Genomic DNA, 24,584 nt, shown 5'->3' on the forward strand with positions numbered 1-24,584 from the left:
TAGAGAAAAATTGCTTATACTTGGCTTAGTTATAGGATCATAACGGCCCCAAGGATGTAACGTGCGAATCAAAATGTACCCAGCCCAAAATGGAGATGCTTTTCTTCTAAGTACCGATAGAACTAACATCCTTATAGACGGTGGGTACTCCAGTACCTTCAATGCATACATACAAAAAGATCTCAAGGAGTTAGCAGCTAGAAATGCATGCTTAAATTTAGTTATCATCACTCATATCGATGCTGATCACATTGGGGGTATCATTCGTCTTCTGGCCTCGAACAGTAATTCAAATGTTAAAAATATTATTTCTATTGAAGATGTTTGGCACAACAGTCTACGAAGCCTGACTTCAGTAAATCAAACCGTTCTACCACCTGAAGACCTTGAAGTGATTGACGCCATTATTAAGCGAGGTCATCCAAAGGAGTTCAGTTCCCTCCCTAGCTTTAATGAGATCAGCGCTAGGCAAGGTTGTACATTGGCAACTTTGATCAAAGCTGGAGGGTATGTGTGGAATCGAACGGATGGCACACAAAGCATATGTACCGACTCCGTGCAACATAAGCAATTTCAAGATGGATTAGTAAGGGTACTTACACCGTCAAGAGAACGATTGAACAGTTTAATTAAATCGTGGCAACAAGACTTAAGGCGCTATGGTTTTACGGGTCCTATAAGCACAAACCAAGTTATTGACGATGCTTTTGAGCTTAACTTTGAGCACAGCAATAAAGTGAAGGCAAAAGGAGAAAGCCTCATATCTGCCGGGTGCAATAAAAGCCTTGAGGAGATATATAAACCGGATGACTCACCAACAAATGCTAGTTCTATTGCAACTATTATCGAATTAAATGGAATTCGATTATTAATGCTTGCAGATGCATTGGCAGAAGATATTTTGATGGAGGTCCAGAGACTGAAGTCTCAAGGAGAGGTCATGATGTTTGATGCAATCAAAATATCTCACCATGGAAGTAACTACAACACTAGCCCTGAACTACTCAGTGTTATAGATGCCCCAAGGTATTTCATTTCCTCGGATGGTAGCAAACACAATCATCCTGATATTGAACTTCTTCGAGCGATAGTAGATAGGGAAGCAAGTTTTACAAGGACTCTCTATTTTAACTATTCGACCCCAGCATCGAGAGAAATTAGAAATTTCCAAGCAACTACAGGCGCTACTTTCATTGTTGAAGAAAACGCGACTGGTTGGATAGAGATCACAAAGGAACAATCATGTTAGACACTGAAATGAAAGTAGCGACTTGTAAGATCGAATGTGGTGATGAGTCTGGTACAGGCTCACTAATCACACCGAGAATAGTATTAACTGCTAGGCATTGCGTAGCCAATGCAATTGATAGTGATTCAGAGATAAGTGTAACTTTTAATTTTAACTCCTCCCCTTCCGTAATAAAAGCTCATGTTCTTGGTCATGATGCAAAGTTAGACATCGCTTTAGTAGAATTAGAAACTGAGTATGATGTTTCTCCAGTCAAAGTTAGTGGCATGTTACCTTTTGGGGGGGGGCGATTTTATTCCTACGGGTGGCCTGTTAATAAATTAACTATGGGGCATCGTTTAGAGGGAACAATTATTCAGACGTTTGACAGACCTAAATTACGATCTGATATAGAGATCAGTATAGATGAAGCACTATCTTTAGATGACTACAAAGGGTTTTCTGGAGCTTCAGTGGTTTGTAACGGCACTTGTGTGGGTGTTATTAGAGTTTCCGTAGAAAAAACAATTGGTGTTGTTTCTATATATAGCATGCGCAACTTTTTGAAAGTATATGGATTCAATGTCGAAACTAATGATGACGGTTATAAGCGCCAAGATTTAGCCTCTAGAAATTCATTTATTAAGCAATTTGATAAATTTGCTATTGAGCAAAACAACAGCTACCTATTCATTAATGGCGCACATGGTATAGGTAAGTCAACATTTTGTGAAACATACACTCCTAAAGACTCTTCTTTAGAACATTTCGGTACATACAGCTTTACACCCCTGAAAAGTCCCAAAAACGCCACTCAGTTAGCCCAACCACAAGAGTTCTTCAATTGGTTAAACATGCAAGTTTCGATTTTCATCACTGGGTCTCCTGGGCGTATAGAAAATGGTGATTATCCAGAGTTAATAACTAAGACAGAACAACTTTTAATTAAACTGAGTGGAGTGTTCTCCTCAAAAAATGTAAAAGGAGTACTGTTCATTGATGGGTTAGATGAAGTTGAACGTCAAGATGCTGAAGCTCTTAACAAGTTTGTTGGACTATTACCTATGTCATTACTTCCTGGGTTGGTAATTGTTCTTTCCGCACCAAACTATGAGCAATTTGCAACTCGATTAGGTAAAAGGCTTGGAAATGATGCATGTATTTCTATGCCCTCTCTTACAGATAATGCTGTTAAAGATTTTTGCTACAGAGTCCTTACAGGGGATCACGTAAGTTCAAAAACTGTAAACTTAATCTGCGAACGAGTCCAAGGACACCCATTATACCTTCGCTATTTAATCGATCTCGTCAACTCAGGCACGAGCGATGATGAACTCAGTGAATTGCCGTTAATTGATGGCAGCATTAGAAAATACTATGACTTGCTGTGGCTGAAGCTGATGGAAGATAATGATGCCATAAATTTACTAGCAATTGTTGTTCGGTTGCGTTGGGGTATCCCTATTAACCACTTCACTAAAATTTTGAACCCAAACGAACAGTCGATATTAATTAGCACTTTAGCAAGAATACAGCACTTATTGTTGTCTCCAAATCAGACAACAATCTATCACTCTTCATTTTCTGACTTTCTACTTGAGAAGACAGCATTACGAGAGCAGGATGTTCAATCGAGGCTTGTTGAGCACTGTAAAAAACAAACAAACGAAAAGTATTGTGTACTTAACTTAATCCACCATGGACTTAAATCCGATGGGCAAGATAAAGCACGCTTGGTAACTTTATGTACTCAAAACTGGGTTGATGATTGCGTTTATCAAGGGGCTGAGCCCGACACTATCCTCGAAGATCTTAAAGGTGTTTTGAGAGTAGCAACTGAGCTAGGTAGTTTAGTTGAAACGGTACGAATCCTTCTGCTTAACCAAAGAATTCGATTTCGGTATAACACTCTATTTGCTCAATCGGCTGATTTAACAGCAAATGCCTTGATCTCTATAGGGAAAGCACAGGATGTTTTGCAACATGTAAGTCGATATAAGCAGTTAATTATTCCGCTGGAAGAAGCTCTGACAATTGCATTGAAGCTAGTTGATTCTCATAGCTATATGGAAGCTTTAGAGTTATTAAGCATTGTAGAGAAGAACTTAACTGAAGAACTTGAACAAGTGTTTAACGGAAATGGACTTTCTTATAGAGAGTTCCTGGCTATTTATAACCTTCAATTGCAGCAGTATCTTCTAAGGATTCGCGCTGGAGATAAAAGTTCGCAAGCATCACTTGCGAATTTTCAATTTAACTGGATGAAAGCCATCGACGAGACTTCAAAAGATGAGGAGACAAGCAAGTATCTTAGAAGTAAGATGATGACTTACATGCTAGCCGCATCAATGTGTTTATCTGGGCGTTACATGTCCCTTGAGCAAATACGAAAAAATTACAATGGACCATTAGAAGATTTAGCGGAACCAATTGCATTTGCAACTATGTTATATAAGGGCTTATGTGATAGCTATGATGTTAGTACTAATAATGCTCTACTTGAACAAGTATTTTCTGATTTAAAAATTTTAATTTTAGAAAATTGTAATGAAGAAATAAAATTCCATCCTAGTGGAATCAACATTTTTTTATCCATGGGCGCACCTAGAGACATCATTTTAAATTTAGGGGAAATTTCAAGTGATAAATCCTCACCGATAAAATTTATTGCAGAGGACAATATTTCTATTGATTACTCAAAACTAGAGGATGGTATAGCAGCATGGAGACTCAAAGCATTTATTGACCCTGCTTTTACCTACCCTGGCTTAGTTGCTATATCTCCACGAACTTGGTTAAAAGGCCTCAGTTCAATATGTAGCGTTGTAGCTTGGTGTGATGGCACTGCTAGAAGATTCAAAGAAGTTGATGACAATATAGGCTTGCAAAAAATATGGGAAATTTTAAATAAGGATGTTTTTGGCCATTTAAAGTTTAGTCTTTCACAGCGTGTTCAATGGGAAGATGCCTATGGTTTACCAGAAAGTATAGTTCCCGAAATATATCAATTATTAACAATACTAATCACTGACGTATATCCTGATAAAATCGGTAACTTACTTAATTTTGTCGAGGAACAGTTTAGTTCCCAATGCGGTATCTACTCTGAAGGATTTAGACGAACTATAAACCTAGTTCTGACAAATGTTGTTAGTAAGCCAATGGACTTAAATGTAGAAGACCAAGTGTTCGTCCTAGTGGAACGCTGGAAAGAGTTCGTGGTTTCTAACTTAGAGAATAGATATGAACTTGTTCCAGAGTTGCTGAGCATAGTTCCATTTTATACCAAATTGGATGCCTCAGAAGAAGCAATTAAAACGTATCAACTTGTTTTATCATTCTCAATGGGACCGAGCTGGTATAAAGAAGATCAGTTTGGGCTAAGCGTCACCGTTCTTCAGTCTCTAAGCCATACATCGAGTTTAGCATCAGGTGAACTTAGTAAAATTGCTGGTCTGCTTGATGCTGCGGCTGGAGAGATGACGTTTCAGCGCTTCGTTCGATACGCTAAACGTGATTTTCTCGGTGCTTTATGTTCACATAATGAGTTTTCCAGTGCGATTAAATATTTTATAAGACAAACCTATGGAACTTTAGAGCAGATGCATCAGGAGGTAACTAAAGGCGATATAGATCGAATATCTGCATTAAAAGGAACTCGTTTTCCTGGAGGAGCATTGGATGAACAGGATTCGATTCTGTCCCTTATTAAACCATTAATCTCAAGTGCTGACTGGCAGCTTTGTTGGGCGTTATTAGAAAGTTTTCAATTTGGTGACTCTCGCTATATTAATAGATTTGCCGAAGCCTATAATCTTTTGATTGATAAGGTTTCTGATGTTGATAACGCCCTCACCATGATCATGGAACGATTAGAAGTTATTTGTGAGTCTGAATTTGAAAATAAAGAAGAGTGTTCAAAGTTTATAGTATTGATTGCTTCATCCATACCAGAGCGATACAAAGAGACATTCAAAGCTAGATTCACTACATACATGATTTTGCCCGAGACCAAACAAGCTACAGTTACAATACCTGAAGAAAGTACAGTTAAGGTTGAGAATCATGCAAATGAGGATGAAGAAGATTCCGACTCTATCTATATGCCGGGACTTTTTGGCTCTAGAGCATCAATCTCTGAAGCCACTGCAGCTCTAGCCAAAGCTGAGAAATATCTACGACGCCGTAACTATTCGGAAGCACAAAAAGAAATTATTTCAGGATTGGAATTAGTTCAAAGTGGTGGATGGTCAATATGGGCTGGTCAAGTTTCTAAAGTTACGGATGGACAATCTCTACTTTTGAAAACTAATAGCTCAGTTTCTAATTTAGTTAAGCTGTACTCACCTTTAATACTTAATGAACGCCATACGGAAAATTGGCGGATAGCAAATGGCTTAATAGAGTGGCTGGCAAGTTGTTCTTCTAATGATGAGCAAGCAGAACTTCTTCGTGTAACCAACGAGCACATGAAACTCATGGTTGGTACTGCGGAAAAAGAAACCACGGGCTATAGGTTTCTAGATGAGAGGGGCGATAATGAGTTGTCTCAGTGCTTAGTCACTTTGCTTCTTCATGTGATTGACCACCCTCTATGGTTAAGGCGAGAAAAAGCATCTGAAATGCTAATTTGGTTATCAAGAAGCTACCCTGACTTTGTCCGACTTTTTGGTCCCAAAGCTTTTTCAATGGATACAGGTATTCACCCTGATGTCATTTGCGGTGCTCTTGAGCAAATGCCTATAACACAGCAAATTTGGGAGACACTGGTTCAAGGGCTTGACTTTAATTCTATAAAACAGGACTGTAAACATGTCGGAAGATATTCAGTTCTAATACGCATTGCTAAGCAAGCTGCCATGAAAGATTTTGAATCTGCATCAGAAGCTTTAAGTTCATTACAAGGTCGATTTGGCAATACGGCTGACAGCAGCAGATTGATGGGTATTAACTTACCACTATGGGCAGAATGCATTAGACCAAATTGGTTAAGACTAGAGAAACTAGGTCTAACAAGCGCCTATGTATTGACTCAAGCCGAGTCGATATTGAAAGATATGTGCTTACCATTATCTATAGAAGTATGCTTAGAGCTGGAACAGTTGTTGGCGGAGGGGTATTATGATAATACCAAATGTCCTAATCGTTGGTCGGATAGAATTTGTTATGCATTTCAAGTGGCATTACAGGATGTTGCAAACGAATCAGAATACAAACAGATTGAAAATGTTTTCAGAAAATATAATCCTACTCGTTTAGATAACCTAAGAATTAAAAATTTTGATTCTCCAGCTTTACAATGGCTTCGCTCTAGGGAGCCAAAGCCATTACATGGAGATAGTATTTACTTAGATTATTTTGAAAGGATTTGGTTTGAAGGCCAACTGAGGTTAGTAAGATTAACTGCATATTTATCCGATAACCCAGAAAAACTTCCTCTTCCTTCAGGGCGCTTCTTATCACTAGATAAGCCTTCACTAAGTAAGACTTGTGTGATTGACACTTGTGCTAATGTTGAAGCTTTACCTGCGTATTTTGGTAGCTTTACACCTGCAATACCAACAACGCATTTTATGGGAATCACTGGAGCAACTAGCTCAAATTTAAAACGAAATTGGTGGAAGTCAGGACGACTAAAAGAAACATATGAAGGAGCGCCTTTCAATGAGGGTTGCTATCTCTCGATTGATGTAAATGCTCTCAAGTTACCGCATGGCTTCAAATTGGTTTGGGTATTTGAGTTAGATCTAAAACCTATTGGATTAGTTTCTTTCTGATAACATTGGAGAACATATGAATTTTGATACATTCGAGACACCGCAGACAAGATCGGAGTTCGAACTTCGATTTTACTGTTTACACAATATTATGAAGCAAGGGAAGTTTCATGTGGGACCCAATGTATCCATGGAGGGAGTGCTAAAAGTTAGAAAATTGCCAAATGGGCGAATTGATTTTCTCAGTGTTAATGAACAAGCTCGACTCAACGCAAATATGATGTATAAGATGCGAAATATGAAGGTGCCCGATAACATCGGCTCTAGTGATAGTTGGGATTAAATAGGTAGAAATGCTAATAAGCTAGACTATTAAACCGCTTAACAACAATGTACTCAATAGCTATTAACGCACTAGACGGCCTTCAGTCTCTTAAAGGCCGTTTTTGTTTAGGAAACACACAAAGACTTGTGCTATATATCAATTGATTTAGGCTATATCGCGTTGATGAGCGAGGTGGCAGGTTTTTAATCCAACTGTATGGCGTGGTTGATAGTGATTTTTGGACTTGACCTAGCGACAGGTAACCCTCATCTTCATCACCAAATGCAATAAATAATTTTTCAATGAAGTTTCCATCACTCATAAATTCCACTGTTATATATCTTGATCTAGTACCCTAGATACTAACTATTTATTTCTAATTTACTGAGCGCTGGCTGGCTGAATATAACAACGAGCGGCCTCATGAATCCCTGAACAACCTGACGCCAGAAGAGTACCGGCTGATGGCCGAAAACCCGGAAGTCTCAAAAAGTGCGTGGAACTAAAACAGGTGTGCTTACAGCTGGCTGGCCCAGAAGAGTCCGCTGCTAAGCCAACGAAAACGCTCGTTGCGTGAGCCGCAGTAGAAAAAGAATTTGCAGGTAAGGTTAAGAAGCTATCCCAGCGGTACGCCAACTATGATTTTTATCTGCAAGGTAACGGGCATTTAGGCTGGATGTTCCCTGCTAACGCTGGGACAGAAGCGATGGAGATATTTGTTCAGGCAAATAGGCTCCAATCAAGCCTTAAGCAGTCTCAAGTCTCTCGCATCATTAAATCAGCCAATCGAGAGCGGCGAGCTTCAATGCTAACTACTCAGGACAGAAGTCTCATATCCTCAAAGTGTTTGTAGTGGATCACAAAATCAGGACACCGGGATAACCTGTTTCCACTTTTCTTCATGTAAGCAAGGCGGTAAACCATCGTTGTTCGTGTGAGGTCGATAAACGTTGTAATAACCATTAATCCACTGGTTTATATCGCGTACCGAATGGCTAAAATCACCATAACCACCTTTCGGAAGCCATTCACTTTTAAGGCTGCGAAAGACTCTTTCCATCGGCGAATTATCCAGGCAATTCCCTCTGCGACTCATACTTTGCATTACCCCATAACGCCAGAGTAACTTTCTGTATTTATTGCTTTTATACTGAACACCTTGATCTGAATGAAACAGCAGGCGGCCATCACGCGGTCGTGTTTCCAGTGCATTACGCAAAGCCCTACACACCAACTCAGCATCAGCGGTTAATGAGAGGGCTGAACCGATAATCCGCCGTGAATATAAATCAACAACGAGCGCGAGATAACACCATTTGTCCTGCAGGCGAATAAAACTGATGTCGCCGCACCAGACGCGGTTTGGTGCGGCGGGGTTAAATTGCCGGTTCAGTAAATTTGGCAATGGCGGACTTTTGTCTTCGTTTACCCGGTAGTGATGTTTAACCGGCTGTCGACTTGTCAGCCCGCATTCCCGCATCAGTCGTCGTGCCAGCCACCGGCCTGCATCAACGCCACTCTGGCGCAACATCTGACTGATTGCCCGGCTACCGGCTGCGCCACGACTGAGAGCATGGAAAGCCCTCACCCGACTTCGTAATTCAATTCTTTGCACATTAACAGGACGCTTCACCTGCGCGTAATAAACGCTACGGTGAATACCGAATAAATGACAAAGAACCCGCACTGGCCACTTTGCTTTCAGCCGTGTGATTAGCGCGACGGCTTCCCGGGGATTTCGCTCATCAGCACGGCAGCCTGCTTTAGTATTTCTTTTTCCATCTCAAGGCGCTTTATCCGCGCTTTAAGCTGCTGAATTTCGCGTTGTTCAGGGGTAATAGCATTACCAGCGGGCTCAATACCCTGAAGTTCCTGCTTATACAACCGTATCCATTTACGCAAATGGTCAGGGTTGAGCTCGAGTGCCAGCGCGACTTCTCTGACATCACGCTGGTATTTAACCACCTGTTCGATAGCTTCAAGCTTGAACTCCGGGGAAAAGGTACGTTTAGTCCGACGAGTTTTGATCATGCATCACCTCATTTTCACTGTTTTAACATTAACAGGATTTCGAGGTGTCCTGAATTACCGATCCACTACAGTTACTGGATACTCCGCGCTACTCGAATTAAGATAAAGACCAATAGACATTTCCCCATGAACCAATGGGCGCGTAAGGGCTTCGTGTTTTTCCAATTCATGATGGACCTTGATCTACAACTTACGCGATATCGGTCTCATGGTCTGCGGAAAACTGCGTTGTCTCCACAAGTCAGTCTCTCAACGCTAGGAGCGAAAATTGGCTGTAGAAGAAGTAGTGTCTTTCCTCACTTCTGAAGAGGAAGCGGTAATTAGAGAGGACATGACAGATGCTCCCGAACTCTTCACTTTCGACTGTGGGCAGCTTCCATTCGAACGGATGGGAGATGCGCACTTTGAGCTTCTGGTGGCAGATGTCTATCGAGCTGAGTGTAACTGCGGTGCTGAAAATTGGTTCGACACGGTTAGCCGCTTGAATGATGGTGCTGATCAAGGTCGAGATGTTGTCATGTACAAGGACGGGGTTCCCGCCGGGGTGATACAGTGTAAGCGTCTCAAGAAAAATCTTGACTTAGGCACCGTCATATATGAAATCTGCAAATTCTTTTTGTATGCACATATCAGGCCACAGATAGCACCTAAGCCGGGTGCACTCTTCAGATACTACTTCGCAGTCGCCGACGGTGTAACCAAAGAAGCTTTCGAATTTTTGCAGGAATCGGGGCGACAACGTTTCGATGAAAAACTTGCATCATTTCAGGAAGTATGTGGAAAAATTCTTGGAAATTCAAAGACGCTCCAAAAAGATACGCGGTTCAAAGGATTTACTAAAGCGCAGCTATGCGAGATTGTGTGGCAGTGGATACCCCTTTTAGATACGAAAGTTCTAAAGAAAGACAGCTTGTCGAGTCTGGTGAACAAGCATCCATTGTTGAAGAGCACCTATTTCAAACTCGATTCAGATACGACTGGGATCATCGAGACCATCCGTCAATATTTGGTATCTCAAGGCGGAGCCCTATCCAAAGCCGATGAGGGTTATCTTAGGAAAATTCGCACGGAGTATGTTGATCGAGAATTGCGTGACGGAGAACAACTCAATATTGCCCTTATCCAAGGAACAGATCTTATTCCGTTCCTCCAGGGCATGCTTGCTAGAGGAGTAGGTACTTTTGAACAAAATTTTGGCAATCGGCCCGTGGTGCTTACAGCTGGCTCGGTAGCTGCCACTGCTACACAGTGGAACGAAATAAATGAACTGGTAAAAGCGTATCCACATCCACTCGTATTTGTGGTCGGATGCGGAGAGGTCACTGGCGCTACGCTTATCAGTTGGAAGATGGCCGACGGAATGTCGTGGATAGATCCATCTTGGCAACCGGCCTCTGTACAGAAATATAAAGCAGGATGGTGTTGGGTCACAGATCCTGATAACGAAACCATCACCTGTCACATCTTAGTTGAAAATGAGCCCAAGGAACTTGGCTTTGATCGTGGGAGTATTTCGCTCAGACTAGCCTTTAAGGATGTTATTGTCTGGCCAACTTTGGGAAATGACTTTACGAATTCAGTCCGTCGTAATAGCTCCCAATTACGCAGAATCATTGCAAGTCAGGCTGAAGACAGATTCAAACGTCCAAATCTGATAATGGCCTCCCACCACATAACCGAGTTTACGGAAGTCGTGAGCGCTCTTTCGGACTATCACGCTCAGCGTTTGGTGTCACCGATCGCAGTTGCAGCTGCTAACAGTGGACGTCTGCAGGATTGTCGGATACAGCTTTATAGTGCTACAGGCATATTCCCTTCGACAGACAGCGAACACAATACCCGTTCAAGTCCGCCAGCGATGCAGCCTCCGAGTCGAGTGATGCGTAGGAGCTCCAGTGGCGGATTGACCCTTACGTTGACTTGGGACGTGAATCTCACACTGGAACGAGTAAAAGGTCACAGATTGCAAGATGGCGTAGTTCTCGACGATTTGGGGCCCGCAGCGCTGGAGTTTCATGAGCTTTTTGACCGATTTCCACTTGGCGCCGATTATCCCGAATCGATTAAGACTGAATTTGCGCAACTGGATAATTATGTACAGGTTGGAGCTATTAAGGACGTTAGTGACTTTGCATACCAGACCAAGTATGGGGTAGCGCCTGAGAAAGAGTTTTCATTAGAAGACTTGGCCTGCTCTGGAAAATATGTGATGAAGGCGATGCAGGCTCTAAGCTACCTTAAAACTCATAAGGATTCGACTTGGATTACTGAGCCTGTAACAAAGGGACATCTCCGGTTCACCGATCTCAATCAAGTTGATTATAACGTCCTGGCATGGGCAAACGATGATTATCGTGTAAGGCAAATGGCAAACGATCTTTATCGTTGGGCAAGAAATACAGCCAACCATCCTCAACTCGTCGTGTTCGCCAATGGTATTGGGAAAGTTAAGGATGAAAAGCCTAGTGAGCTCAGTAGCTCCAGCGTTTCTAGCCGCGAACGGTTTGATATTACGATGGCGCCAAATGTGAAGGGCTCAATTACTGATGCTGCAACGGTAAATAAAGCCTACCTTTTTGATCTCAATGAGATTGAGTCAATGTACGATGAGCCTGATGCCTTATCGGCAGAAGACTTCATGGAGAATATTTCCAATCGAAGGAAAAATCTAGATGCTCAGTGAACTGATTCAGCTCTTAGATGAGCGTGCAGTCGCAGCCGGCTTCACTTCCCCCGAAAACAATATATTGTCATTCGATGATTCGCCGTACTGGCTTGGCCCACCTCTAACGGCGCAAGTAAAATATTGGTATACAAAATTTGCATCAGTGCTGCTTGTACAAGTCGATTGCCAATCTATTGAGGAGGCCTGGAAGATGACGAGACAGGCGGAGGCCTTCCTAGATGCTGCGCTCCTTCAATTCGAAAAAAAAGGAGCCGTTGTTGATGGTTATCTGGTGTTAGTTCTGACTCAGTTAACTGACGAGTTGAGACAGTTCATTAACGATGTGGAAAAGGATACCCGTTTTGTACGTAAGCACGTTGTTTACCAGGATGATAGCGGTTGGCAGCGCTGCCAGCGAATCACTCCATTAGGGCTGGTAACACCATCCGAGCAGGTTGAATTATCTGGATTTGTGCCTGAGAATCAACAAATGGCCGAGCTTTTGATCTCTCTTGGGGAAAGGAAAGGTAAGGAGCTAGCGCGCCTTCATGGTAAGAAGTGGGATCTGAATGAATAATATGTCTATCAAATTTCTTTCGGTCGAAATTAGAAATTTTCGTGGCGTTCCTGATGTTTTACAAATTCCACTCGATGCGCCATTAACCATTATTCATGCTGCAAATGGTACTGGTAAAAGCACCATCTGTTATGCATTAGAATGGTTACTTACGAATAAAGTTGAAGACCTTCCAACCACCTCAGATTTTTCTTGCCAGTGGGGGGCTGGTGAAACTTCCGTTAGTGCTGATTGCGAGATAAATGGCGAACGGTACAACCTTGTGCGAGTCAATGGGAAAGCTTCATTAAAAAAAGATGGAGAGCGTAGCAAAAGAGTCATTAAGGATGCAGCCTTGCTTGAGATGCTCACGCCTTCATCAGTTAAGGGCGGCAGTACTCAAGCTACAACCAAGGCTCGTCGAGATTGGCTACGCAACTGCCGATGGTTGTATGCAAACTCGTTGGCCCTGCTTGTTGACAATAGCAAGTCAGAACTCAGGCAGCAGATTTTTGCTGACATATTGGGGTTAGGCCATCTTGCGAGCACACTCAGTAATTTGAAGGAATACCGCGCTGAACTTCCCAGAGTTCATGGACTCGAAACAAGGCTACAAAACCTTGTCACGGAGATTCAGACATTGGAAGGTAAGCTTTCCGCCAGTGAATCAGGACGCGACCAAATTGCGCTCAAGTTGAACTCGATATTAGAAAAGTTTTCCGGCGTTCAGGTAACGGGGAATTTATTGGATGACTTTAAAATTGCACAATTGGAAGTTACTAAGCTACAGCAGACTGCTCAACGCAAAAAAAGCATACTGGGCCAGTTGCTGGAGATATGGCCTGAGTATGAATCTAGCCTACAGCAGCTTGAAAGCAGCCGGAGTGCACTAGTACACATTACCCAGTCCAGCGCAGTCTTGGCTAATGAACATCGACAGTTCGCTGATCAACTAGCTACTGTCGAAACTCAGATAGCCCAAGGGAAATTGAGCGTTGAATGGGCACAAAAAAATATCGATGCCCTCAATGGTTGGGGATTAATTACATCTGATTCAAATTTCATGGGGATTTTCCCTCAAGCGGACCTCAGTTTCCAGCTATTGGCGAGAGATTTCGTCGAGTATAACTGGGAAAGTAGCAGGCAACAGAATTGGTTAAATTCAGTCGAACATCTGATCAGCAACAGAGAGCTTTTAAAAAATCTTTTAAGCGTTAAACGAGAACTATCCAATAACGTAGTCCAGCCACCTGTTAACCTGGTGGAACTAATAAAATCTGCTGATGCGGCTAAACAGGCACGAATTGTAGCGCAAGGGGAGTTCGATGCTCTATCGAATGTCATAAATCGCCTGAAAGCGTTGGGGCATGAATCGGCACATTCTCTTTCGAGTGGGCATTGTCCTTTGTGCGACCATGACTGGAAATCGGCCGATGTGCTTCGAGAGCAGCTTTCTAATGCCAACTTGGCACCTGAGCTTCAGGCAGCAAGCCAAAAGCTAGTGAATGCACAATCGCATGAACAGTTCTGGGTATCGACACTTCAAAGTGCTAAATTGCAGCAATCATCTTTTGAGGATTATGTCGCTCGGGTTAAATCCGTAAACGATAGCCTTAGAACCATCGAGGAAAGAACCGATTATCTAAGTATTATGGGTAAATCTGACTTTACCGAAACTGATATTGATAATTTTCCTCATCTGTTGGTACGCATCAAGTCGGCGATCGGAATGAGGATCGTCGTCGAAGCATTGTCTCAGGTTGAGGAGTTCTTCCAACTTCCTCCTTCCCTGAGTGCAAGCACAAGCGTTAGTGAGGCACTTCAGGCGCTTGCACGTTACAAACAGCTTTTCCAGCATCAACTTGACTCGGCTAATGCTAAACAACCTGGCTTGACGCAATCTGTCAGGGAGAAGCTTGAAAGCGTTCAGGTTAAAGCTCGAGAGTCAAATCAGATTAACGCCAGCATTGCGGCAGTTTCTCAAGTAGTAGATCGCTTCCAAAGCCAATGGGGTGAGGTCGTTGGTACTCTTCCCATCTCCAAAAGTATACACGCTGTTAGTCAAGTCGCGGTGGAGGCAGACCTCCAAAAAGCTCAAGGATTTGAGGTAGAACTTCGCGATTGTCAAATATCAATGAGTGTCGACTCTGATACTAATCAGTTGATTAAACTTCGCAGCGAGAGAGCTGTAATCGACGAAAAGCTGCAGATGGGTAAAAGCCACATTAATGTTGCAGACAATGCGATTACACAATATGGCAATCATGTTCGCAATGCTACCGTTTCTAGCCTAGCTCCCCTCTTAGTACCGGCGACTGAACTATTCTCCCGTATGCATGCAAATGAGGTGTACCACCAACTGAGTGTATCTGGAAATGATTTAAATTGGACGGTTCTTGCTGAAGGCCATCAGGCACCGTTGGAAGCAGAAGAAAAGCTCAGCCAAGGGCAGCGACAAGATTTGGCACTATCGCTCTACCTTGCAAGAGCTAAGAATACAGGCGGCAGTTTCCTTTTGGATGAGCCAATCGCTCATTTGGACGATCTCAATCGAGTTGCTATGCTAGATATCTTCAGGCTTGTTGCGACTTCAATGCCATATATGAACCTGATCTTGACGTCGGCAAGCGACAGTTTGGCTCGACATCTTGCGCAAAAATTTTCCAGCCTCCCGGATGAATATTTCTTGAACACAATTTATCTTGAGGGGAATCCTCGCACAGGCGTCAAAGCAACAGTGACGAGGAATGCAACAGGTCCAACTGCTTGAGTCATCAATTTTGGGGTGACAGTGGGATGGACCGACCCCACCCCGGTAGATGGTCCTGCCCTATAGTTTGAGCATAGGAGGAGAGTATGGGCACACCACGATTTACACCTGAATTTAAGGAAGAAGCCGTCCGTCAAATAACGGAACGCGGTTATTCCGTTGCTGAAGTTTCTGACCGGCTGGGCGTTTCAGAACACAGTCTCTATAAGTGGTTACAGCGCTGTGGCCTGCTTCATAAAATCTCTCATCCCGGATCCGGATGGTGGTAGACAAACTGTACGCGGCGCTCAATAAGGAGACAGCCCGGACCCGGTTGTGATTGATGCCGGAGCGAGACAATTTAAGAACAAACCGCCCCCGGTTAGAAGGATCGTTTCGCCCGGCAGGAAAACATACTAGCACCGACAAGAAATTTCTGTCAGTGCCAGTCCCCGACTCATTACCACCAGTCTATTTTTCACCGCTGCGAAGCAAGGGGCGCTATGCCCCCGGCTATGTAGGGGCAAATTTTTTCTCCTGTGTGCTTTTTGTTCTCCATATCTGCTTCCGGTTAATCGTTTCCCTGCACAACCCGTCCCGCAAGGGTGAAGTGCACGCATGCTGCGCCCTTGCGGGCCAGAACGATGCCGTGAAAGCGAACCGTCAGGCGATACGAAGACGAAAATCACACCACTGACGGAGAAAAACCATGATGACTTCCCTGCATACCCAGACCAGCGCCCCTAAAAGGAGATCGGCGCACAGACGTTCGCGTCATCCAGAAACTCCGTGCCGTCAATGCCAAAGTTATCGCAGTGGCTGATATCGAAGGTGTCTGATGCGTTATCAAACACCCAGCCAAACTCGCCACCCTGCGCCCACTGCGACAGGCGAATGCTCAGGCCGTTCTCCTGGGCTTCTTTTGTAGCAGGTTCAGGAAGATTCTCCAGCAGGCGCGTAATACCACAGACACGGTATTGCGGCTCGTTGCTCATCACGGCGTTAACGGCGTCGTTCAGACGGCGTTCATCACGGGGCGTGATGGTCGCGCCGTTACGCGTGCACAGCAGTTTCATCAACTGACTGATGAAACTGATATTGCGTTTCGTGGGCGACAGCGAAAACGGGTTCCACCCCGTGGGATCGCCATGCGTGATACGGAAGTAACGGCCGCCCAGCGCCCGGATGTTCATTTCCGCGCCCCGGTCCTTGTCCAGATAAACGGTGGTCAGCCGTTGGGTTTTCGCGTCGGGTGAAAAACTGTCCGCGCGGCCATATTTCTGCTGCATGTTTTCAAGGAACGTCATCAGCATGGTTTTACCCGAACCGTTGGTGCCGAGAATGCAGGTACTGGCCGGGTTCTTCTCGTTGAACTCGTCCTTGTCCGCCAGCGTGTTATGCAGGTTCCGGCTGCTGTCCGGTACGGAAATTGCCGGAGTAGTAGCAGCTCAGTGCTCTTTTCAGTGAGCCGCCTCGGCGGTAACAGTCGCTGAGGATGCGTTCAAAAACAGACAGGTTGGTGCAGGGATCAAGCAGGTTAGTGGCTGTCACACCGTAGTGACGAAAATTGGTGCTGGTGATTTGCATCAGCCCGACGGAGTAACGCCGGTCCTGTACGGCAAGGCGACGGATAATGCGCTCTGCTTCTGCCCGGCTGGCGGGCAGATGGGAGATAACAGGGTTGCCACCGGAGGTTTTTCTGGCCTTCGGGATAATCTCGGCGATGGCATACGGGTTAAAACCGGATTCCACCCGTGCCACGTCGAGCGCTGTGGACGGATGAATGCTGGCGGCACATTGCATGGCCGCCGCCAGAAAGGCAGTGGTGGAAAGCATGATGGCCTCAGAAAGCAGGCAGCATGCAGGGTCTATTGACGCTGCATGCTGTGGAGTCAGAATTAATGGGGTTACTATGCGGTTTCGACAGGATCCGTACTCTGCGGAGAACTGTTTTCCTCGCGGGGTTCCAGCAGGACCAGTTTGCCGGAGACGGCAATACCGGGCGTCAGGACAATATTAAGACCTGCTTTACCGTGGTGAGCAAAGGCGACGCCGACTTTTGTCCAGTACGTGTTTTTCTCGCCCTGAGCATCCGACTGACTTTCCTGGGCAACATACGCGTAATAAATGGGTTTTCTCATAATTTACCCTCTTTGATTAAAACAGTTGAAAATATGTTTCTTGATCACATCCCAATTCTGCATTCCGGTTTTAACGGGTCAGCAAGAACATTCAGCGGCACCCTGAATTGAGGTTATATGACAGCCCGTTTCATATTTTTAAAGAGCAATGCCCGGCCCGGACGAATTAACGTCCATCAGCTCATCCATTGGGTAACGGCGGTTTCAGGATGAAGGGAAGGAACTAATTTCTAAACGATAAATTAAAAATGAAAATGAAATAGTTTATCTGGATGGAATTAAGAATGCGGAAAGAAGCGGAAGGGTATGGAATATACTATAAGGCGTTATTTCCATTTAAATATAAATATAAAGACGTGGAGAGAAATCTCCCCACGTCTTACCGGTAGAATTAACTTCGGCGGCGTTCAAGCTTTTCCTGACATTCTGTACAGGTTGTTATACCCGGCAGCATCTGACGTCGTTTTTCAGGAATAGATTTACCGCATAAACGGCAGTGGAATAATGATGGCGTTGTTCCCGGTTTAAAACGGTTCTGTTCAATCATCTCTTCAAGCCTCTGCTCATTAAATTCCTGATCGCGATCGATCTCATCCGGCATGCAATGCCCTCCTGCTGACGGCTTCCTGCTCGCAAAGCGTGATGCGCTTCCAGACGGTGGTGAGTGGCAGCACTTCCGTCTGCGATAACAGCGTTTCAGTGACCTGCATCATGGCCGCCAGCGCTTCAGGGGAGGCCAGATTTTCCACCCGGCATTTTTGCCATTGCCGCCAGATAGCTGCATCGGTTTCTTCATCTGGTTCAGGTGTCCGGCCATAAGGCACATAGACGCCCAGCATCCGGCGACGAAGACAGACTTCGTTGGAGGTAAGGCCAAAATACTGGTTGAGTAACGCGTTCGAACCACCTAAGCGAATCGCCCGGTGAATTTGCTGCTGCTGGCGAACCTCCTGACGCGCCAGTACCATCAGATGGCACAAAACGTCATGGCGGACGCTGATCGCGACAAACGGCGCTGACGACCGGCTGATAGTAAACAGTTCATCAAGGGATAACTGATCGAGGGCATTCAGTTCGTCGAAAGTGAATCCCAATGATTCGCAGTGATGAAAATTACCTTCTTTCAGCGCGTACAGTGCGTCGGTTAATACGGCGAAATTTAATGACGGGATCATGATTCTGTATCTCCCTTCAATGCGTTAAGCGGTTGGCTAATTTAAGGTTGATCCATTCGTCAATTTCAGATTCAAGCCAAGCCACACTGGCGGGGCCAATCTTGATTGAACGGGGAAAGATGCCTTCTTTCATATACAGGTAGATTTGCGAACGTTTCAGGCCAGTTTTTATTTCAACCTGTTTTAGGCGTAATAGCTGATGGGATGTCATCGTTTACTCCTGTGGCCGTTGTGGGGCATGCCCGGAGGAGACAAAGGAACACAAGTGGGGATGGAGAATAAAGCAGATAAGCCCGTATTACGGGTTTCAGAGTCCTTAATACGGACTTGCAGGTTAGTGGATTTTTCTCAAATCAATCTGATGAGGGGGAACCGCGCTCCAGCGCAGTTTTTAGTGTATCACCACTGAACCTGTCGGTAATGCCTTCATCTGATGCCCACCGCTCGAAAATAGACAGCAGCTTATAGGGCTTTCTGATTAATGGACTAATAGCCTCGTTATTTTTACAGGCGAGCCAGAACATACGGGATAATGGTGTAGACATTCTTGTTGAAGATGCTGAGTTTGATTTTACTTTAAGTGATGTTTCCAATAATTTTTCCAGTTCTGAATTCCGAATAACAAAACAAGCATCCTTTGGTAAGTCATACATAGGGGAGTACTTGGCTTGACTATATTTTTTATTTGTCAGAGAGAGTATGTGGTTGTGATGGGTGGTCGAGTTTTCCAAGTGCGGCAATATAAGTTCATTTCTTACTCTTCTTTCTTTTTCAAAGACTTGAAATATTTCTCCAGACAAGCTCACTGTAATTCCATAATTAGCGTCCATTGCTCCTGTTAAAGGAGGTGGAATACCTAATGAATGTGCAAGTAATCTTTGTAATATAATATGCTCGTATCCATTTAATCCTGTGTCAATAATTTTCTTCCTCGGGTGGATATATTTTCCTTCGGTGCAGAGGATTAGTTTATCTTTACTCGGAATGATTTTTTAACTAAAGAACCATTATCAATAATTAACGAATTTACTGGGCGTAGTTTTATTTTATTTCTGCAGATTTGTATTTTTCTTAAAAAGATTGGTGACTGAAAGTAAATGGAAAGGCAGATATCGTTGCACATGGCATGGCGATAAATGTCACTTTTAGAGATTTTTTTTTGAATATCTGAGTATGTTGACAGCCTCTTGTATAGTAACCCAATCAGATATGAAATCTGGATTTTTTAAATTTTGATCTGGTTTTGACATGGTGCATCTCCTTTCTCAACGTTTTGACAGGAACGATATGTTATATTTAAACATCCATTAAATGATTGACATATTGGCTGTTAAATAATCTATTTGATTGGGTGATAATTATTTATTTGAGAACACTAAAAATTTTCATTTTCATAAAAAATAGCGAAGTGAATGATTTTATCTTTAACTCAGTAAATTAGTGTGGTGACTCTATTTTTATTAAAAATAAAGTGACCTAAAAAATCATCTCCTGCTGAGAACTTGTTAGCTAGTGGTGTAGTGAGTTGTAGGGTGAAAGTACCATATTGGTCATTAATATCGGTTATTATGGCGCACTCAAAGCCAAAAAAAATTCTTACTGTAGGGTAAAGTGCTTTATAGAGACTCTCTTTTGCGGAAAATGCGATAAGTAATGCAATGTTATAATCTATCCCGCTTTTAATAAGGTATTTTTGCTCTTTTTTTGTGGTGAACATATCGGCTGCATCTCGAATTATCTCAGGAATAAGATTCTCAATATCTATACCGACAGCAAATCCCATGAGTTGTGGTGAGATCACGGCTATTGCGCACTGGTCAGTATGGGAGATACTACCATTCCAACCTTCTGGCCATTTAGGACTTCGGTCGCTACAAAGCGCGACTCTTTTATAAAAACCTTCTTTAACAAGTAAGGTTTGTGCCGAAATTCTACCGGCAAGATATTCGGCTCGTCGTTTTAGGACAGCCGAAGAGAGTGATTCAGGAAATTCGATGGAAAATGTTGAAAACAAAGCATCATTATATTCTGTAATATCAAACTCAAGCTTACAGACACGTATTGATGGTTCTTGTATAACATAACCCGTTTTGAAAGAACGGATGAATATCCCTGTGGAAAGATTTTTATCAAAAATTAACATAATGGTGCATCCTTTTAAAAGCGTATTTTTCTGGTTCAAGGGTATAGAGGTTTCTAGCATAGGTTATTGATATTACAACTTTATTCAGTATATCCATGGAAGTGAATTATCAGCTTTGTAATACCTCTAAAGAAAGCAAAGTGCAATATTTTTTGCATTATAACTTGTATGTTATTAATTTTTATATGTTTATTTTTTGTTGCTAATTTAACTGATTTCTTTTTTGCAATCAGTTTGGCTGGTGGTATAGTTATTAAAGACTACAGATGGTAAAGGGATTACGCACAACATGCGATCGATTGAAGTTCATGCACCGGCAGCCAGTACGATGTACAGAGATGAAAGTAGAGGTCTGCTTTCCAGTAAAGTCGTTATTATTCTTGGTTTACTCAGCGCCGTGGCTGCATTATCCACTGATATGTACTTGCCTTTATTTCCAATTATCGCCAGTGATTTACATACGACGCCTGACAAAGTTCAGCTTAGTATCACCGCTTTTATGGTGGGCTTAGGGATTGGGCAGTTGTTCATTGGTCCATTGTCCGATCATTACGGCAGACGTAAATTATTGCTAGGCGGGATGGCTCTATTAACAATCGCTTCATTAGCTGGCGCTATATCTACTAACATTCAGCTGCTCATTGTTACACGGCTCTTTCAGGGGTTGGGAGGGGCGGCTGGTATCGTTCTTTCCCGGGCAATTATTTCTGATCTGTGCCCAGGGGCTAAGGCAGCTCGATATTTTAATCTTGTGTTAGCGATACAGGGTATCGCCCCTGTTATTGCTCCATTACTTGGAGGAGTGGCCGCATGGTTTATCTGGCCGGTAGTTTTCGTTTTTATGGCTGCAATATCATTAGTCTCCACCTTGCTCAGCAGTAATTTTATTAGCGAAACCTTACCCCGTGATCAGCGATTACCTTTCAATCTAAACGAGTTTATTAGTCAGTTTATCGAGCTGCTTAGCAATAAGAAATATATTGGTTATACTTTGATTTTTTCAATCCAGTTTGGGGCACTATTTGCTTATATATCAGCATCACCGTTTATCTATCAATCGGCGTTTGATTTATCCTCAGGGGAATTTGCTGTAATATTTTCTATCAACGCGGGCGCAATGATGCTTGGCAGTATTGTCAGCGCTCGCTATGTTATGAAATTTGGCGAAGATAGCCTCATAAAAGTGGGGGTGATAAGCACGCTGGCGATATCTGTATTACTTTGTATCGTTGACAATATTTCTCATTTCCAGTTTGAGATCGCGGCGATGCTACTGTTAATGATGATGTTTACCATGGCTTTGACATTTGGCAATGCTGCGAGTATGGCCATGGCGGCATCTTCACATTTAAAGGGAACGGGTTCTGCTATTTTAGGGGCTTTTCAGTTTGGTATCGCTGCGATAACCCCGTCACTGCTTGGATTTGGAGACCCGTTGTCATTACTGCCGATGTCGCTGATCATCGCGGGATGTTGTTTAATAGCCATTATGGCATTATTATTGACAGGTAAAAAAGGATAGTGTGACGAATACACATGACGCTATAAAAATCATTGGTGCAAGACAAAATAATCTGCAAGATATTGATGTAGAGGTACCTAAAAACAAAATAACAGTTTTCACCGGTGTTTCCGGATCGGGAAAAAGTTCTTTAGTATTCGGAACTATTGCGGCAGAATCTCAGCGTCAGTTAAATGACACATTTCCACCTTTTATTCGCCACCGTTTACCGCATTATGGTAATCCTGAAGTTGATGAAATTGAAAACCTGTCGGTGGCCATTATTATTGACCAAAAACGTATTGGTGGTAACGCACGTTCGACGGTGGGCACCGCATCAGATATTTATACCCTGCTGCGGCTACTATTTTCTCGTGTTGGCGAACCATTTGTTGGTTATTCTAATGTTTTTTCATTTAATCATCCTGCTGGGATGTGTGCGACATGCGACGGGTTGGGCATTGCCAGCACCATTGATATCGACCATCTGATTGATTCAAATCTGTCTTTAAATGAAGGTGCTATTCTTTATCCTTCTTTTGCACCCGGCTCATGGCGCTGGAAACGTTATGTTTATTCAGGGATTTTTGATGCCAATAAAAAAATCGCGGATTATTCAAAAGAGGAACGAGAGTTATTACTTTATGCGGATAATCTCATTCCTGAAGCGCCGTTAGCCGGTTGGCCTAAGAGCGCAAAGTTCGAAGGCGTCATTACACGCTTTACGCGAAGTTATTTGAAACAAGAAACTAAAGATACTAAAACTGAGGAATTTCAGCGAGTCGTAAGTTTGCAGGTTTGCCCTTCTTGTCATGGTATGAGGCTTAACGAGAAAATACTTTCCTGTCGGATTAGAGGGAAAAATATTGGCGAATGCGCAACGCTCCCTGTCAAAGAGTTAAAGTTGTTTGTAGAAAAGCTCGATTATCCTGAAGTCAGGCCGCTGCTTGAAGCATTGCTGGAAAGGTTGGATGCAATGTGTGCAGTAGGCTTGGGATATCTGGATTTGAACCGTACGACCCCCAGCTTATCGGGCGGTGAATCCCAGCGGTTGAAAATGGTCAGGCATCTGGGAAGTAGTCTGACCGGGATCGCTTATATAATTGATGAACCCAGTACCGGGCTGCATCCAGCAGATATTGTGAAATTGAATGTATTAATTGGAAAACTACGCGACAAAGGCAATACTATTCTGATGGTGGAGCACGACCCGGGCATGATAGCGATAGCCGAGCATGTTATTGATTTAGGGCCGGGAGCGGGTAAGCAAGGCGGGAATATTGTATTTGAGGGTGACCTGTCGGCACTTAAGCAATCCCAAACCTTGACGGGAAGATATTTCTCTTCACGGGCAGAGATAAATAAGAGACCGAGATGTGCCAAAGGTTACATTTCGGTAAGAAACGCCACATTGCATAATTTGCATAACTTATCGGTAGAAGTGCCTTTAAGCGTTATGGTCGCCGTGACAGGGGTCGCTGGATCGGGCAAAAGTTCATTCGTGATGGGAGCCCTGGCGCCGCAATGTCCGGATTCGATCGTTATCGATCAAAAACCGATACATACTTCGATTCGATCACATATTGCTTCCTGGTGCGGTGCATTTGATACGATTCGTACGCTGTTTGCCGAAAAAAACCATGTGTCAGCGTCGTGGTTCAGCGCCAATGCCAAAGGTGCCTGTCCGGAATGTAATGGGCTAGGGTTAATACAAACCGATCTGGCATTTATGGATACGGTTACGTTGCCATGTGAGGCCTGCCAAGGGCAGCGCTATAGCCCGCAGGCGCTGAAATATCGTTATCAGGGAAAAAATATTGCGGAGGTATTATCCCTGTCAATTAACGATGCTGGCGATTTTTTCCTGAATGAGCCACAGCTCAGACCAATTTTTCGTAGTCTGGTCGACGTCGGGTTGGGATATTTGCGCCTGGGTGAATCGTTGAATCATCTTTCAGGCGGTGAATGCCAGCGGCTGAAGTTAGCGTCACAATTAAATCATGATAGTGACATGTATATTTTCGATGAGCCAACCACCGGACTTCATCCCAGTGATGTTGCCTTGCTGCTGAAACTATTTAACCGACTGGTAGATCGCGGAAACACCGTCATTATTATTGAACATAATATGGAGTTGATCGCTCAGGCTGACTGGATTATTGATATTGGACCTTATGCCGGGCAAGAAGGGGGGAAATTACTATTTAGCGGTACACCCGAATCGATGCTGGCCTGTCGCCATTCTTTGACTGCAGAGTGGTTGCGCAAACATTGTCAGGTGGAGTGAGAAAATTGTGGTCGGGACAGCCAGAAGAGACTGGCAATAATGTGATGCATGCCCATTATTATACTG

15 protein-coding genes and 4 pseudogenes are annotated in these 24,584 nt (G+C 43.5%); 10 read left to right on the top strand and 9 right to left on the bottom strand.

Translation table 11 applies throughout. The features are described 5' to 3' along the window. Window positions 1–61: 61 nt before the first annotated feature. The 4 genes and pseudogenes from avs1a to AC07P6_RS12240 form a co-directional block, all read left to right on the top strand. Window positions 62–1,249, top strand: a complete 1,188-nt coding sequence (gene avs1a / locus AC07P6_RS12225) for an AVAST type 1 anti-phage system MBL fold metallo-hydrolase Avs1a (RefSeq protein ID WP_478316452.1) — start codon at window positions 62–64, stop codon at window positions 1,247–1,249. Continuing rightward, entirely contained in the window at window positions 1,243–7,005 is a 5,763-nt protein-coding gene (avs1b, locus tag AC07P6_RS12230; RefSeq protein ID WP_478316453.1) for an AVAST type 1 anti-phage system protease Avs1b, read from the top strand. Before avs1a ends, avs1b begins: the two co-directional genes overlap by 7 nt. Window positions 7,006–7,096: 91 nt before the next feature. After that, window positions 7,097–7,288: an AVAST type 1 anti-phage system protein Avs1c gene (locus AC07P6_RS12235; protein ID WP_478316984.1), complete on the top strand. Its 192-nt coding sequence runs from the start codon at window positions 7,097–7,099 to the stop codon at window positions 7,286–7,288. Between the two features lie 365 nt (window positions 7,289–7,653). Continuing rightward, window positions 7,654–7,776: pseudogene (locus AC07P6_RS12240) on the top strand (integrase core domain-containing protein); the annotation flags it as partial. Between the two features lie 359 nt (window positions 7,777–8,135). Here AC07P6_RS12240 and AC07P6_RS12245 read toward each other — a convergent pair. After that, a protein-coding gene (locus AC07P6_RS12245; protein ID WP_139153319.1) for an IS3-like element ISKpn37 family transposase occupies window positions 8,136–9,301 on the bottom strand; the annotation gives its coding sequence in 2 pieces (ribosomal slippage) (window positions 8,136–9,037 and window positions 9,037–9,301; 1,167 coding nt in all). A 268-nt stretch (window positions 9,302–9,569) separates the two neighbouring features. On the opposite strand from AC07P6_RS12245, the gene AC07P6_RS12250 reads away from it, so the two are divergent. The 4 genes and pseudogenes from AC07P6_RS12250 to AC07P6_RS12265 form a co-directional block, all read left to right on the top strand. Beyond that, window positions 9,570–11,984 (top strand): ABC-three component system protein, encoded by a 2,415-nt coding sequence (locus tag AC07P6_RS12250; RefSeq protein WP_478316455.1) that lies wholly within the window; start codon window positions 9,570–9,572, stop codon window positions 11,982–11,984. Beyond that, window positions 11,974–12,543: an ABC-three component system middle component 1 gene (locus tag AC07P6_RS12255; protein ID WP_323115846.1), complete on the top strand. Its 570-nt coding sequence runs from the start codon at window positions 11,974–11,976 to the stop codon at window positions 12,541–12,543. Before AC07P6_RS12250 ends, AC07P6_RS12255 begins: the two co-directional genes overlap by 11 nt. Continuing rightward, window positions 12,536–15,292 carry an AAA family ATPase gene (locus AC07P6_RS12260; protein ID WP_478316457.1) on the top strand — a complete coding sequence of 919 codons (2,757 nt, stop codon included), beginning with the start codon at window positions 12,536–12,538 and terminating at the stop codon, window positions 15,290–15,292. The genes AC07P6_RS12255 and AC07P6_RS12260 overlap by 8 nt, the downstream gene beginning before the upstream one ends. 86 nt (window positions 15,293–15,378) lie before the next feature. Then, window positions 15,379–15,510 (top strand): annotated as a pseudogene (locus AC07P6_RS12265) (transposase); the annotation flags it as partial. A gap of 507 nt (window positions 15,511–16,017) precedes the next feature. Here AC07P6_RS12265 and AC07P6_RS12270 read toward each other — a convergent pair. The 8 genes and pseudogenes from AC07P6_RS12270 to AC07P6_RS12305 form a co-directional block, all read right to left on the bottom strand. Further along, window positions 16,018–16,677, bottom strand: a pseudogene (locus AC07P6_RS12270) (VirB4 family type IV secretion/conjugal transfer ATPase); the annotation flags it as partial. After that, window positions 16,670–17,107 (bottom strand): annotated as a pseudogene (locus AC07P6_RS12275) (lytic transglycosylase domain-containing protein); the annotation flags it as partial. The pseudogenes AC07P6_RS12270 and AC07P6_RS12275, both read right to left, overlap by 8 nt. Before the next feature lie 74 nt (window positions 17,108–17,181). Continuing rightward, entirely contained in the window at window positions 17,182–17,412 is a 231-nt protein-coding gene (locus AC07P6_RS12280) for a hypothetical protein (RefSeq protein ID WP_050881868.1), read from the bottom strand. A 391-nt stretch (window positions 17,413–17,803) separates the two neighbouring features. After that, window positions 17,804–18,013: a TraR/DksA family transcriptional regulator gene (locus tag AC07P6_RS12285; RefSeq protein ID WP_050881867.1), complete on the bottom strand. Its 210-nt coding sequence runs from the start codon at window positions 18,011–18,013 to the stop codon at window positions 17,804–17,806. Then, window positions 18,003–18,587, bottom strand: coding sequence for a DUF2857 domain-containing protein (locus AC07P6_RS12290; protein WP_074007929.1), 585 nt, complete (start codon window positions 18,585–18,587; stop codon window positions 18,003–18,005). The genes AC07P6_RS12285 and AC07P6_RS12290 overlap by 11 nt, the downstream gene beginning before the upstream one ends. Before the next feature lie 16 nt (window positions 18,588–18,603). Further along, on the bottom strand, window positions 18,604–18,798 hold the full coding sequence (locus tag AC07P6_RS12295) for an AlpA family transcriptional regulator (protein ID WP_050881865.1): 195 nt from the start codon (window positions 18,796–18,798) through the stop codon (window positions 18,604–18,606). A gap of 142 nt (window positions 18,799–18,940) precedes the next feature. Continuing rightward, window positions 18,941–19,417, bottom strand: a complete 477-nt coding sequence (locus tag AC07P6_RS12300) for a hypothetical protein (protein ID WP_478316459.1) — start codon at window positions 19,415–19,417, stop codon at window positions 18,941–18,943. A 599-nt stretch (window positions 19,418–20,016) separates the two neighbouring features. Then, entirely contained in the window at window positions 20,017–20,730 is a 714-nt protein-coding gene (locus tag AC07P6_RS12305) for a 4'-phosphopantetheinyl transferase family protein (RefSeq protein ID WP_050881864.1), read from the bottom strand. A gap of 289 nt (window positions 20,731–21,019) precedes the next feature. Here AC07P6_RS12305 and AC07P6_RS12310 point away from each other — a divergent pair, with 289 nt between their 5' ends. Next, complete coding sequence (locus AC07P6_RS12310; protein WP_050881863.1) at window positions 21,020–22,252, top strand: multidrug effflux MFS transporter; 1,233 nt, start codon at window positions 21,020–21,022, stop codon at window positions 22,250–22,252. Window position 22,253: 1 nt separating this feature from the next. After that, a complete protein-coding gene (locus AC07P6_RS12315) occupies window positions 22,254–24,518 on the top strand; it encodes an ATP-binding cassette domain-containing protein (protein WP_478316461.1) in 2,265 nt (754 codons plus the stop codon). The last annotated feature ends 66 nt before the right edge of the window (window positions 24,519–24,584 follow it).

The organism is Klebsiella sp. GFKo11 (assembly GCF_056490265.1).